Origin of the sequence: Xanthomonas sp. DAR 80977, from assembly GCF_041240605.1 — a bacterium.
Classification (GTDB): domain Bacteria; phylum Pseudomonadota; class Gammaproteobacteria; order Xanthomonadales; family Xanthomonadaceae; genus Xanthomonas_A; species Xanthomonas_A bundabergensis.
Genome location: NZ_CP162487.1, coordinates 1,289,859 through 1,302,306, shown reverse-complemented (window position 1 = coordinate 1,302,306; position 12,448 = coordinate 1,289,859). Strand labels below are relative to the sequence as shown.

At 72.4% G+C, this 12,448-nt stretch carries 11 protein-coding genes; 6 read left to right on the top strand and 5 right to left on the bottom strand.

Annotated elements, in window-relative coordinates:
* Nucleotides 1-136 precede the first annotated feature (136 nt).
* The 4 genes from AB3X10_RS05535 to AB3X10_RS05520 all read left to right on the top strand — a co-directional run bounded on the left by AB3X10_RS05535 (nucleotide 137) and on the right by AB3X10_RS05520 (nucleotide 2,945).
* Nucleotides 137-484 carry an ArsR/SmtB family transcription factor gene (locus tag AB3X10_RS05535; protein WP_369979764.1) on the top strand — a complete coding sequence of 116 codons (348 nt, stop codon included), beginning with the start codon at nucleotides 137-139 and terminating at the stop codon, nucleotides 482-484.
* A gap of 32 nt (nucleotides 485-516) precedes the next feature.
* A complete protein-coding gene (gene arsC / locus AB3X10_RS05530; protein WP_369979762.1) occupies nucleotides 517-942 on the top strand; it encodes an arsenate reductase (glutaredoxin) in 426 nt (141 codons plus the stop codon).
* Nucleotides 917-1,669 (top strand): arsenical resistance protein ArsH, encoded by a 753-nt coding sequence (arsH, locus tag AB3X10_RS05525; RefSeq protein ID WP_369979760.1) that lies wholly within the window; start codon nucleotides 917-919, stop codon nucleotides 1,667-1,669. Before arsC ends, arsH begins: the two co-directional genes overlap by 26 nt.
* A gap of 67 nt (nucleotides 1,670-1,736) precedes the next feature.
* Nucleotides 1,737-2,945, top strand: coding sequence for a sensor histidine kinase (locus AB3X10_RS05520; protein ID WP_369979758.1), 1,209 nt, complete (start codon nucleotides 1,737-1,739; stop codon nucleotides 2,943-2,945).
* A gap of 46 nt (nucleotides 2,946-2,991) precedes the next feature.
* Here the strand turns inward: AB3X10_RS05520 and AB3X10_RS05515 are convergent, their stop codons facing one another.
* Together AB3X10_RS05515 and AB3X10_RS05510 are read right to left on the bottom strand one after the other, a co-directional pair.
* Nucleotides 2,992-3,579 (bottom strand): phospholipid scramblase-related protein, encoded by a 588-nt coding sequence (locus AB3X10_RS05515; protein ID WP_369979757.1) that lies wholly within the window; start codon nucleotides 3,577-3,579, stop codon nucleotides 2,992-2,994.
* 227 nt (nucleotides 3,580-3,806) lie between these two features.
* Nucleotides 3,807-4,790: a LysR family transcriptional regulator gene (locus AB3X10_RS05510; RefSeq protein ID WP_369979756.1), complete on the bottom strand. Its 984-nt coding sequence runs from the start codon at nucleotides 4,788-4,790 to the stop codon at nucleotides 3,807-3,809.
* Nucleotides 4,791-4,958: 168 nt separating this feature from the next.
* On the opposite strand from AB3X10_RS05510, the gene cobA reads away from it, so the two are divergent.
* Both cobA and cysK read left to right on the top strand, forming a co-directional pair.
* Nucleotides 4,959-6,176 carry a uroporphyrinogen-III C-methyltransferase gene (gene cobA, locus AB3X10_RS05505; RefSeq protein ID WP_369979754.1) on the top strand — a complete coding sequence of 406 codons (1,218 nt, stop codon included), beginning with the start codon at nucleotides 4,959-4,961 and terminating at the stop codon, nucleotides 6,174-6,176.
* Nucleotides 6,177-6,204: 28 nt separating this feature from the next.
* On the top strand, nucleotides 6,205-7,164 hold the full coding sequence (gene cysK / locus AB3X10_RS05500; protein WP_369979752.1) for a cysteine synthase A: 960 nt from the start codon (nucleotides 6,205-6,207) through the stop codon (nucleotides 7,162-7,164).
* A 443-nt stretch (nucleotides 7,165-7,607) separates the two neighbouring features.
* Here the strand turns inward: cysK and xdhC are convergent, their stop codons facing one another.
* The 3 genes from xdhC to xdhA are packed head-to-tail and all read right to left on the bottom strand — an operon-like array spanning nucleotide 7,608 to nucleotide 12,448.
* Entirely contained in the window at nucleotides 7,608-8,669 is a 1,062-nt protein-coding gene (gene xdhC, locus AB3X10_RS05495; protein ID WP_369979750.1) for a xanthine dehydrogenase accessory protein XdhC, read from the bottom strand.
* On the bottom strand, nucleotides 8,659-10,986 hold the full coding sequence (gene xdhB / locus AB3X10_RS05490) for a xanthine dehydrogenase molybdopterin binding subunit (RefSeq protein WP_369979748.1): 2,328 nt from the start codon (nucleotides 10,984-10,986) through the stop codon (nucleotides 8,659-8,661). The genes xdhC and xdhB overlap by 11 nt, the downstream gene beginning before the upstream one ends.
* Nucleotides 10,979-12,448, bottom strand: coding sequence for a xanthine dehydrogenase small subunit (gene xdhA / locus AB3X10_RS05485; RefSeq protein ID WP_369979746.1), 1,470 nt, complete (start codon nucleotides 12,446-12,448; stop codon nucleotides 10,979-10,981). The genes xdhB and xdhA overlap by 8 nt, the downstream gene beginning before the upstream one ends.

Below are 12,448 nucleotides of genomic sequence, written 5' to 3'. Positions count from 1 at the left end.
CCGCACGCCACGCGGTGTTCGGCGCGCATCGCCGGCCCGGGCACGCCTGGCCGCGTCGCATCCGACGGGACACTGCGCTGCCCATGTCGGCCGCAGCGGCTTGCCTCATTTCGTAATTTCTGGAATTATCGAAACGATGCACGCCGACCACACTGTCGCCGCCTTGCGCGCGCTGGCGCACACGCACCGCCTGGCCGCCTACCGCGCCCTGGTCCAGGCCGGGCCGGACGGGATGGCGGTGGGCGAACTGCGCGCCGCGCTGGGCTTGGCGCCGGCCACGCTGACCGCGCACCTGCACGCGCTGCGCGGCGCCGGCCTGATCGCCGACGAACGCCAGGGCCGGGTGATCCGGCTGCGCGCCGACTACGCACGCATGGAAGCGCTGATCGGGTTCCTGACCGAGAACTGCTGCGGCGGCGGCAGTTGCGCCCTCCCCGCCGCGGTGGCGCCCGCCGCCGCGCGAAAACCCGCGAAACGCCCGTAAGCCTCGCCTTCCCTAGCGCACCGAGTCCTCCGATGAGCCCCATCACGATCTACCACAACCCCGCCTGCGGCACCTCGCGCAATGTCCTGGGACTGATCCGCAACAGCGGCGCGGAACCGACCGTGGTCGAATACCTGAAGACCCCGCCGGACCGCGCCACCCTGCAGGCGCTGATCGCGGCGCTGGGCATCCCGCTGCGCGAGGCGATCCGGCAGAAGGGCACGCCCTACGCCGAACTGGGCCTGGACGACCCGGCGCTGGGCGACGACGCACTGCTCGACGCGATGCTGCAGCACCCGATCCTGATCAACCGGCCGATCGTGGTCACCGCGCTGGGCACGCGCCTGTGCCGGCCATCGGAGACGGTGCTGGAGATCCTGCCCTCGCCGCAGCGCGGCGCCTTCGCCAAGGAAGACGGCGAACCGCTGATCGATGCGGACGGCCGCCGTGTCGGTTGACCTGTCCGACCTGCCGAACCTGGACCCGGCCGCGTTCGTGCGCCCGGATCCGCTGGCCCTGACCGCCGTCCGCGCCGCGCATCCGCCGCGCATCCTGCTGCTGTACGGCTCCCTGCGCGAACGCTCCTACAGCAAGCTGCTGGCGCTGGAAGCGGCGCGGCTGCTGCAGGCGATGGGCGCGGAAACGCGCCTGTTCGATCCCGCCGGCCTGCCGCTGCCCGACGCCGCGCCCGACAGCGACGCGAAGGTGCAGGAACTGCGCGACCTGGCCCTGTGGAGCGAAGGCATGGTCTGGTCTTCGCCCGAACGGCATGGCGCGATGAGCGCGGTGCTCAAGGCGCAGATCGACTGGATCCCGCTCAGCCAGGGCGCGCTGCGCCCCACCCAGGGCAAGACCCTGGCGCTGATGCAGGTGTCCGGCGGCTCGCAGTCGTTCAACGCGCTCAACCAGATGCGCGTGCTCGGCCGCTGGATGCGCATGCTGACCATCCCCAACCAGTCGTCGGTGGCCAAGGCCTGGCAGGAATTCGACACGCCCGGGCGGATGCGCGCGTCGGCCTACTACGAACGGGTGGTGGACGTGATGGAGGAACTGGTCAAGTTCACCCTGCTCACCCGCGAGCTGGCGCCGTACCTGGTGGATCGCTACAGCGAGCGGCTGCCCGGGACCGGGACGCTGGCCGCGGCGTCCGGCGCCGCGCCGGCCGCGACCGTTGCGCCGGCGTGAACGCGGCGTCGTCAAAAACTGTGATCCGTACCCTAGACTGTGGCGCTGATTAATTGGGCCGTGCCGCATGCTTCCTGTCGAAACCGCCGCCAGCCCCGTTTATTGCGCCGCCAAGCCCCGCAACGAGGCGCTGCGCCTGGATGCGCTGCACAGCTACGCGGTCCTGGACACGCCGCGCGAGCCGGCGTTCGACGACATCACCCGCCTGGCGGCGATGATCTGCCAGACCCCGATCGCGGTGGTCAACCTGATCGACAGCGAGCGGCAGTGGTTCAAGAGCGAGATCGGCCTGGGCACCAGGGAAACCCCGCTGGCGACCTCGCTGTGCGCGCACGCGCTGCTCGAGGACGACCTGCTGCTGGTGCCGGATACGCGCGAGGACCCGCGCTTCGCCTCCAATCCCCTGGTCACCGGCGCAGAACGCCTGCATTTCTATGCCGGCGCCTTGCTCAAGACCTCCGACGGCCTGCCGCTGGGCACCGTGTGCGTGCTCGACCGACGCGCGCGGCAGCTGACCTACGAACAGATCGAAGCGCTGCGCGCGCTGGCGCGGCAGGCGATGGCGCAGCTGGAACTGCGCAAGGCGCTGGCCCTGGCGCAGGAATCCAACCATTACCGCAGCCGCCTGCTGGCCATCGCCGGCCACGACCTGAAGACCCCGCTGCGCACCGCCGCCTACGCCCTGGCCAAGGTCCAGCGCCAGCTCGACCCGTCCAGCGGCCTGCCGCTGGACGACGCGCGCAAGGCGCTGAACCAGGTCTCCGCCGGCCTGGACGATCTGGCCGCCAGCGCGGTCGCCGGCGGCGAGCACAGCCTGCCGGTACTGGCCGAAGTGGCCTTGGCCGACCTGCTCGGCCCGATCCTGGACACCTGGCGGCCGCAGGCCGCGGCCAAGGGACTGCGGCTGCGCCACGTGCCGACCACGCTGCGCGTGCGCAGCCACGCCACGCTGCTGGCCACGCTGATCGGCAACCTGCTCGGCAACGCGGTCAAGTACACCGAGCACGGCTCGGTGCTGATCGGCTGCCGGCGCCGGGGCGACCGGGTGGTGGTGGAGATCATCGACAGCGGCATCGGCATGGACGGCGACAGCCTGCGCACGCTGTTCCAGGCCTTCCGCCAGGCCGATCCGCGCAGCGAAGGGCTGGGCCTGGGGCTGTGGATCGTGCGCCGCACCGCCGAGACGCTGGGCTGCAGCGTCGAGGTGCGCAGCCGCCCGGGCCAGGGCAGCCGCTTCTCGGTGACGCTGCCGCTGGCGAGCCCGCCGAACGCCTGAGCGCGGCGGCACCGCGCGCCCGTCGCGGCGCGCGCGGCGATGCGGGTTATTCCTTCAGCACCATGTCGATGCACAGCACCGCGGCCATGATCAGGATGCGCACGTCGTCCTCGGCCGGCACCGCGTTCTCGATCGCGAGCATGTAGTTGTCGGCCGAGGTGAACAGCTCCTTGCCCAGCCCGGCCCACTTCTTGGCCACGCGCGCCAGTTCGCGCTCGCCCTGCACGAAGCGGAAGTCCCAGCTGGTCCACTTGCCGCGCAGCGTGCACACCAGCTTCTCGCGCGCATCGAGCACGTCGAACTTGCCGCCGATCGAGAAGAACTTCTGGCTGAAGGAGCCGACCAGGCGATCGTGCTCGTCCAGCACCTCGACCTTGGACAGGAACAGCGAGAAACCGCGCTTGACGGTCAGCACCTTCTGCCCGTTCGGGGTACGCACCTCGACCTGGAACGGGGTCATGCGCTTGTAGTCGGTGAAACGAAAGATCTTGGTGAACAGGCCCAGGTTCGGCTCGCGGCATTCGAGCACCTTCTGGTTGCTCTGCGGATCGAACACGTCGTAGTTGTTGGCGGCCTTGAACATGCCGACCTGCTCCTTGACGAAGAACAGGTTCTGCTGGAGGACGGGGTGCATGGACATCCTTGTAGTGGAGAAGAGGTCGCGCACCGTAACGGCCTGGCGCAGCGATGGCAAACGCCGCAGGCGATGCGCGGCGGCGGCACCCGCGCGCGGTCCGGTTGCGAGGCATGGCGGCGGGCGCGCCGACGGATCGGCCGCAGCGCGGCGGCAGCCGCGCCACGACCAGCGATGGCCGGCGCAGACGCAGTGGCGCGGCGGCTCGGCGGCAGTCGCGCGGCGGCTCAGCTGGTGATGGTCTGGGTCAGCTCTTCCCAGCTCGGCGGGGTCGGCCAGTCCGGTTCCTGGTTGCCTTCCATGACCCGGCGCAGGTCGCGGGTGTCGATCTGCGGCGCCAGCACGTGCACCAGCTCCAGCGCGTAGTCGCGCAGCACGCGGTCGCGCGGCAGCACCGCCCAGGCGATGCATTCGGGGATCTCCGGCGGCGCCGGCCAGGCGCGCAGGTCGGTGTCGCCGGCATGCACCGCCATTTCCGCGAGCAGGCCGACGCCGAGGCCGGCGCGCACGTAGGTCTTGATCAGGTCGGCGTCGAGCGCGGTCAGGGCGATGCTCGGCTCCAGCCCGAGCCGGCTGAAGGCGCGCTGCAGCGAGGAGCCGGAGCGGGTCGAGGATTCGTAGCTGATCAGCGGCTGCACCGCCAGCGCGGCCATGTCCGGCACCCGCTTCGGCACGTCCAGCGCATGCCCGCGCGGCACCAGCACCAGCCGCCGCCAGCGGTACAGCGGCACCGCGATGCCGGCGCCCGGCTCGCTGCCGGCGGTGCTGACGATGGCGATGTCGGCATCGCCCTGGCTGAGCAGGTCCAGCGCCGCGCTCTCGGCGGCCTGCTGCAGGTGCACGCTGACCTGCGGATACGCCAGCTTGATCTGCGCCACCGCCGGCGGCAGCACGAAGCGCGCCTGCGTGTGGGTGGTGGTCAGGGTCAGCTGGCCCTGGCTCTCGCGGCGCTGGTTGGCGGCGTAGGTGCGGATGTTGTTGGCCTCGGCCAGCACCGCGCGGGCGCGCTCGATCACTTCGCGGCCGGCCGGGGTCACCGTTTCCAGGCTGCGGCCCTTGCGCACGAACAGCAGGAAGCCGAGTTCGTCCTCCAGTTGCTTGAGCTGCTTGGACAGCCCCGGCTGGGTGGCGTGCACGCGCGCCGCGGCCAGGGTGATGTTGAGATCGGCGTCGGCAATGGCGACGAGGTAGCGGAGTTGGGTCAGCGTCATCGGAACGAGGGCGAGGCGCCGCCGAATGGAAGCAGCCACGACTGTAGTGGAAATGGGCCTTCCACCTTATAACCGAAAGCTATCTGGTAGAGGCATGAAGTCATTTCCGGAGGCTATAAGCCGGCGCTACGGTCACCCCTCCCACCTCCTTCCTGCGCTGCCGCCGCCGTGAGTCCTGCCCCGATTGCGTTGTACCCGGATCTGCGCGAGCGGCCCGTGCTGGTGGTCGGCGGTGGCGCCGCCGCCGAGCGCCAGGTGCAGGCGCTGCTCGCCGCCGGCGCCGCGCCGCGGCTGGGCGCGCCGGCGCTGAGCCCGGCGTTGCAGGCCTGGGCCGATGCCGGGCGCATCCAGTGGCTGCGCGGCAGCTTCGACGCTGCCTGGCTGGACGCGGTGTGGTACGTGATCGCCGCCAGCGATGCCGCCGCGGTGAACCGGCAGGCGCTGCAGGCCGCGGCCGAGCAGCGGGTACTGGCGCAGGCCGCGCCTGGCGCCGCCGATCCGCTGGCGGCCACCACGGCGGCCGACGCCGCCGGCGACGGCAACGGCGCGTCCGCCGGGGCGCCGCAGGCGCAGCCGATCCGCCCCGGCACGGTGACCCTGGTCGGCGCCGGCCCCGGCGATCCCGGGCTGCTGACGCTCAACGCGCTGCACGCGCTGCGCAGCGCCGACGTGGTCCTGCACGACCGCCTGGTCAGCGCCGCGATCCTGGACCTGCTGCCGGGCACGGCCGAGCGGATCGAAGTCGGCAAGTCGGCCAGCGGCCACAGCGTGCGCCAGGAGCAGATCCACGCGCTGATGCTGGAACATGCGCGGCGCGGGCGCCGCGTGGTGCGGCTGAAGGGCGGCGACCCGTTCGTGTTCGGCCGTGGCGGCGAAGAACTGGAATGCCTGCGCGCGCACGGCGTGCCCTACGCGGTGGTGCCGGGCATCACCGCGGCGCTGGCCTGCGCGGCCTATGCCGGCATCCCGCTCACCCACCGCGAGCATGCGCAGTCGCTGCGCCTGGTCACCGCGCACTGCAAGGAATCGTTCGACACGCTGGACTGGGCCGCGCTGGCGCAGGAACGGCAGACCCTGGCGGTGTACATGGGCGTGGCCGGGCTGGACACGGTGCGCGAGCGCCTGCTGCGCGCCGGGCGCGCCGCCGACACCCCGTTCGCGCTGGTGGAGAACGGCTCGCGCCCGGAACAGCGGGTGGTGGTCGGCACCCTGGCCGACCTGCCCGACACCGCCCGCGCGCACCAGGTGCGCTCGCCGGCACTGCTGATCCTGGGCGAAGTGGCCGCACTGGCGACCGGCCTGCACTGGTTCGGCGCCGCACCGCTGCCGGCGCCGCCCTCACCTTTCCCGAAGCCGGCCGTGCCTACCCTGGCCCACGCCGCCTGACCCGCACACCTTCCCGGAGACCCTGCGCATGGCCATCTACGACAACATCCTCGACACCATCGGCCACACCCCGATCGTCAAGCTGCACCGCCTGCCGCCCGCGCACGTGAGCCTGTACGTCAAGGTCGAGGCGTTCAACCCCGGCGGCTCGGTCAAGGACCGCCTGGCGCTGGCGATCGTGCTCGACGCCGAGGCCAAGGGCCTGCTCAAGCCCGGCGACACCATCGTCGAGGCCACCTCCGGCAACACCGGCGTGGCCCTGGCGATGGTCGCCGCCGCGCGCGGCTACAAGTTCGTGGCGACGATGGTGGAGACCTTCTCGATCGAGCGCCGCAAGCTGATGCGCGCGTTCGGCGCCAAGGTGATCCTGACCCCGGCCGCCGAGCGCGGCAGCGGCATGGTGCGCAAGGCCGAGGAACTGGCGCAGCAGCACGGCTGGTTCCTGGCCCGCCAGTTCGCCAATCCGGCCAACCCGGCCTACCACCGCAGCACCACCGCCGCGGAGATCCTGCGCGATTTCGCCGGGCGCCGGCTGGACCATTTCGTCAGCGGCTGGGGCACCGGCGGCACCCTCACCGGCGTCGGCGAAGTGCTGCGCGTGGCGCGCCCGGACGTGCGCATCACCGCCACCGAGCCGGCCGGCGCGGCCCTGCTGCAGGGCCAGGAGTGGAAGCCGCACAAGATCCAGGGCTGGACTCCGGACTTCGTGCCTGAAGTGCTCAACCGCGAGGTCTACGACGAAGTGCTGAGCGTGGAGGACACCGACGCCATCGCCGTGTCGCGCCGCCTCGCCGCCGAGGAAGGCATCTTCACCGGCATCTCCGGCGGCGGCACCGTGGCCACCGCACTGCGCGTGGCCGAGACCGCCACGCCCGGCTCGGTGATCCTGGCGATGCTGCCCGACACCGGCGAGCGCTACTTCTCCACGCCGCTGTTCGCCGACATCAACGAAGGCTCCGACGACGACTGGCTGGCCGGCCTGCCGTAACGGCGGGTGGTGTCGGCGCGGCCGCATCGTGCGGCTGCGCTGGCCTGGCAGGCAGTATTACAGCGGCGAGGCGTCGCGCAGGAGGGGCTTCCGGCCCCGGCCCCATTCCAGCCTTGGCACGGTGCACTGCGGGAGGACTTCGGTCACGGCGCTTTCCGGCATCGGAAAGAACACCGCCGCGCTCGTCGCGGCTGAAGCCGCTCCTGCATTCGCCTTAGGACAGCCGGCTGGTGCACTGCAGGAGGGGCTTCAGCCCCGACAGGCTGTGTCCGAAGTCGAGCCTCTCCCACTTCGCTTGTCGCGGCTGAAGCCGCTCCTACATGCGCCTTCGGACAGCCGGCTGGGTGCCCTGTGGGAGGGGCTTCAGCCCCGACAGGCTGTGTCCGAAGTCGAGCTTCCCCACTTCGCTCGTCGCGGCTGAAGCCGCTCCTACAAGGGCGAGGTCAGCGTGCGGCGAGCACGGCCCGGGGCAGCGGCAGCGCGTCGCCCTGCGCCTGATCCGCAATCGAACGCTGCGCCGCCAACGCCGATGTGCGCAGCAACAGCTGCGCGACCACGGCCACCGCGATCACCGCCGGGGCCTTGCCCTCGATCCCCGGCAGGCCGATCGGACAGGTCAGCCGTGCCTGCGCGGCCTCGCCCAGGCCGTCGTGGCGCAGCCGCGACAGGAACCGCGCGCGCTTGGAGGCCGAGCCGATCAGGCCGACGAAGCCGGCACGGCCGGCCAGCGCCGCGGCGGTGAGCCGGTAGTCCAGCGCATGATCGTGGGTCAGGATCAGCAGCAGCGCGTCGTCCGATGCGGCGCCGGCGCGCGCGAGCATCGCGGATTCGTGCAGATGCGCGGAGCCGGCGGCAGCAGCCAGCTCCGCGCGCGAATCGGACCAGTCCAGCGCGAACGGCAGGCCGTGCAGCGCACGCGCGATGGCGATGCCGACGTGGCCGGCGCCGAACAGGGACAGCGGCGTACGCCGCGGGCCGATCGCCTGCAGCAACAGCGCGCCGGCCGTGGGCGCCGGCGCACGCAGCGACAGCGCTTGCGGCGGCGCATCGCCGATGCGGTGCTCGATGCGGCCCTCCTGCAGCCGGGTCGACAGCGTGCGCCCCAGCGTCGCCTGCCGCAGCCAGTCGCTGCAGGCCGGATCCAGCCGTTCCAGCAACAGGCGCACGCGGCCGCCGCAGCACTGGCCGAGCAGGTCGTCGGCCTGGGCGTGTCCCGCGCAGTTCGCGCAGGCACCGCGGCAGCGCAGCGCGCGCGCCGGCGCGCCGAGCGTGTAGTCCTGCACCCGCCAGCTGCCCGGCGGCTGCGCCAGCAGTTCGCGCGCCAGCGCGCAGGCGCGCCACTCGAGCACGCCGCCGCCGATGGTGCCGATGCTGCCGTCGGCGCTCACCAGCATGCGCGTGCCGGCCTCGCGCGGGGTCGAACCGGCGGTGGCCAGCACCGTGACCAGCGCGGCCGCACCGCGCGCCAGCGCCGCTTCGGCGTGCAGGCTCCAGTCAGCGCGCATCGGCGTTGCCCGCCGCGATCGCGGCCAGGATCCGTTCCGGCGTGGCCGGCGCGTCCAGTGCCGGCACGCCGGCGCCCGGCACCGCCGCGGCCACGGCCTGGGTCAGCGCCGAGAACACCGAGATCGCCAGCATCAGCGGCGGTTCGCCGACCGCCTTGGAGCGATGGATGGTCGCCTCTTCGTTGCGGCCGGCCTGCCACAGGCGGATGTCCATCCGCGCCGGGCGATCGCTGGCGGTGGGAATCTTGTAGGTGGACGGCGCATGGGTCAGCAGCCGGCCGTGCGCGTCGTAGACCAGTTCCTCGGTGGTCAGCCAGCCCATGCCCTGGACGAAGCCGCCCTCGATCTGGCCCAGGTCGATCGCCGGGTTCAGCGAGCGGCCGACGTCGTGCAGCACGTCCACCGCCAGCACCCTGTGCTCGCCGGTCAGCGTGTCGATCACCACTTCGCTCAGCGCCGCGCCGTAGGCGAAGTAGTAGAACGGGCGGCCGCGGTGGCTGGCGCGGTCGTAGTGGATCTTCGGCGTGGCGTAGTAGCCGCTGGCCGCCAGCGAGATGCGCGCCATGTGCGCCTGCCGGCACAGCGCGCCGAAGTCCAGTTCCAGGCCGCCGGCGACGACCTTGCCGGCGGCGAAGCGCACCTGCTCCGGCGCCACCCCGCCGCGCTCGGCGGCCAGCGCCGCCAGGCGCGCGCGGATCTCGCTGGCCGCGTTGTAGGCGGCCATGCCGTTGAGGTCGGTGCCCGAGGACGCCGCGGTGGCCGAGGTGTTGGGCACCTTGTCGGTGCGCGTGGCGGTGATGCGCACGCGCTCGGTGTCGATGCCGAACACGTCGGCGACGATCTGCGCGACCTTGATCATCAGCCCCTGGCCCATCTCGGTGCCGCCATGGTTGAGCTGCACCGAGCCATCGGCATAGACCAGCACCAGCGCGCCGGCCTGGTTGAGATGGGTGGTGGTGAAGCTGATGCCGAACTTCACCGGGGTCAGCGCCAGGCCTTTCTTCAACACCCGGTGGCGCGCGTTGAAGGCCGCCACCGCCGCCTGTCGCGCGGCGTAATCGGTCCGCGCGGCCAGTTCCTCGATCAGCGCCGGCGCGACGTTGTCCTCCACGGTCATGCCGTAGGGGGTGACGTTGCGGTCAGGCGCCGCGTACAGGTTGGCCCGCCGCACCGCCAGCGCATCGCGGCCCAGCGCGGCGGCGACCGCGTCCAGCACCCGTTCGATCGCCAGCATGCCCTGCGGCCCGCCGAAGCCGCGAAACGCGGTGTTGGACACGGTGTGCGTGCGCAACCGGTGCGAGACGATCTCCACCACCGGCAGCCAGTAGCAGTTGTCGGCATGGAACATCGCGCGGTCGTTGATCGCCAGCGACAGGTCGGTGGTGGCGCCGCAGCGCGAGGCCAGTTCCAGGCGCAGCGCCAGGATGCGGCCGTCGTCGTCGAAGCCGACGCTGTAGTCGACCTGGAAGTCGTGGCGCTTGCCGGTGATGCGCATGTCGTCGTCGCGGTCGTAGCGCAACTTGGCCGGGCGGCCGGTCAGCGCGGCGACCAGCGCGCAGGCCGCCGCCGGCGCCGCCGCCTGGGTCTCCTTGCCGCCGAACGCGCCGCCCATGCGCCGCACTTCCACGGTCACGTCGGCGCTGCCCAGGCCGAGCAGCGTCGCGATCAGGTGCTGCACCTCGCTCGGGTGCTGGGTCGAGGACAGCACATGCAGCTGGCCCTGTTCGCCGGGCAGGGCCACGGCGATCTGCCCTTCCAGGTAGAAATGCTCCTGCCCGCCGATCTCCAGCGCGCCGCCGCAGCGCCGCGGCGCCGCGGCCAGGGCGGCATCGACGTCGCCGCCGCGCGCCATGCGCTGCGCCGGTTCCAGCACCGCGCCGGCGGCGCGCGCCTCGGCGATGCTCAACAGCGCGGGCAACGGCGCGTACTCGACCCGCGCCAGGCGTGCCGCGCGCCGCGCCGCGGCATGGCTGTCGGCGGCGACCACGAACAGCGGCTGGCCGTGATAGAGCACGTCCTCGCTGGCGAACAGCGGATCGTCGTGCGCGACCGGGCCGACATTGTTCTCGCCGGGAATGTCGGCGGCGGCGAACACCGCCACCACGCCCGGCGCCGCGCGCACCGGCGCCAGGTCCACGCGCAGCAGCCGCGCATGCGCGTGTTCGCTCAGGCCGAACGCCAGATGCAGCATGCCGGGCGGTTCGGGCAGGTCGTCGATGTAGCGCGCCTGGCCGCTGACGTGCGCCTGCGCGCTGTCGTGGCGCAGCGAACGATGCACCTGCGGCGGCGACGCGGCGGCGACCGGACCGTCAGCCATCGACCAGCTCCACTGCCAGCACCGACAGCGGCTCGTGCGGATGCGCGTGCCCGATCCACAGCCGCCGCAGCAGGTTCGCCGCGACCGCCAGGCGATACCCCGCCGAACCGCGCGCATCGCCGAGCGGGCTGAAGTCCTGCGCCAGCGTGGCCGCGGCGGCCTCGACCGTGGCCGCGTTCCATGGCTGGCCGAGCAAGGCCTGTTCGGCGCGGTGCGCGCGCTGCGGGATGCCGGCCATGCCGCCGAAGGCGATGCGCGCCTGGGTCACCGTGCCGTCGGCGAGGCGCAGCGCGAACGCGCCGCAGACCGCGGAGATGTCGCTGTCGAAACGCTTGCTGAGCTTGTCCACGCGGTACAGCGTGTCCGCCGGCGGACGCGGCACGTCCACGTGCTCGACGAACTCGCCGGGGAGCAGCGCCTGGCGGCCGTAGACCAGGAAGAAGTCCTCCAGCGGCAGCGTGCGCCGCGCATCGCCGCGGCGCAGGGTCAGGCTGGCGCCGAGCGCGATCAGCGCCGGCGGCATGTCGCCGATCGGCGAGCCGTTGGCGATGTTGCCGCCGATGGTGCCGGCATTGCGCACCTGGGTCCCGCCGATGCGCCGCAGCAGTTCGCCCAGCGCCGGGTGCAGCGCCGCCAGCGCGGCCTGCGCCTCGCTGTAGCGCACGCAGGCGCCGATGCGCAGTCCGTCGGGCGTGTCGTGCAACTGGCGCAGCTCGGGGATGTCGCCGATGAACACCACGTCGTCGAGCACGCGTTGTTGCTTGGTGACCCACAGGCCGACGTCGGTCGCGCCGGCGACCAGGCGCGCGTCGGGGCGTTCCAGCAGCAACGCCGCCAGCGCGTCGGCGCTGCGCGGCGCCGTGCTGCGGCGCACGCGGTCGGCGGCCGCATCGGCATGCGTTTGCGCCAGCGCGGTGTGGCGTCGCAGCGCGCGCAGGCCGGCGAGCGTGGCCGCGTCGTCGCGCGGCGCCAGCGGCACCGCCGCGCCGGCGTCAAGGATCGGGCCATAGCCGGTGCAGCGGCACAGGTTGCCGGCGATCACATCGGCCAGCGCTGCCTGCGCGGTGCCCAGCGCGCCGATGCTGCGCGCGTACAGCGACATCACGAAGCCCGGCGTGCAGAAGCCGCACTGCGAGCCGTGGCGTTGCACCAGTTCCTCCTGCACGGCATGCAGCGCACCCCCGGCCGACAGGCTCTCCACCGTCAGCAGCGCCTTGCCGTCGAGCATCGGCACGAACAGGATGCAGGCGTTGAGCGCGCGCCAACGCACCCGCTCTTCGCCATCGGCGCCGGCCAGTTCGCCGACCAGCACCGTGCACGCGCCGCAATCGCCTTCGGCGCAGCCTTCCTTGCTGCCGGTGCGGCCGAGCCGGTAGCGCAGCAGGTCGAGCACGCTGGCGGTCGGGTCCACCGCATCCAGTTCCAGCAGCTTTCCATCGAGCAGGAACCGCACCGCGTCCAT

Coding starts and splice junctions, on each gene's coding strand:
- AB3X10_RS05515 (WP_369979757.1), bottom strand. CDS start 3,579: ATGCACCCCGTCCTCCAGCAGAACCTGTTCTTCGTCAAGGAGCAGGTC.
- AB3X10_RS05535 (WP_369979764.1), top strand. CDS start 137: ATGCACGCCGACCACACTGTCGCCGCCTTGCGCGCGCTGGCGCACACG.
- xdhC (WP_369979750.1), bottom strand. CDS start 8,669: ATGCGCGCTGACTGGAGCCTGCACGCCGAAGCGGCGCTGGCGCGCGGT.
- cysK (WP_369979752.1), top strand. CDS start 6,205: ATGGCCATCTACGACAACATCCTCGACACCATCGGCCACACCCCGATC.
- xdhA (WP_369979746.1), bottom strand. CDS start 12,448: ATGGACGCGGTGCGGTTCCTGCTCGATGGAAAGCTGCTGGAACTGGAT.
- arsC (WP_369979762.1), top strand. CDS start 517: ATGAGCCCCATCACGATCTACCACAACCCCGCCTGCGGCACCTCGCGC.
- AB3X10_RS05510 (WP_369979756.1), bottom strand. CDS start 4,790: ATGACGCTGACCCAACTCCGCTACCTCGTCGCCATTGCCGACGCCGAT.
- arsH (WP_369979760.1), top strand. CDS start 917: ATGCGGACGGCCGCCGTGTCGGTTGACCTGTCCGACCTGCCGAACCTG.
- AB3X10_RS05520 (WP_369979758.1), top strand. CDS start 1,737: ATGCTTCCTGTCGAAACCGCCGCCAGCCCCGTTTATTGCGCCGCCAAG.
- xdhB (WP_369979748.1), bottom strand. CDS start 10,986: ATGGCTGACGGTCCGGTCGCCGCCGCGTCGCCGCCGCAGGTGCATCGT.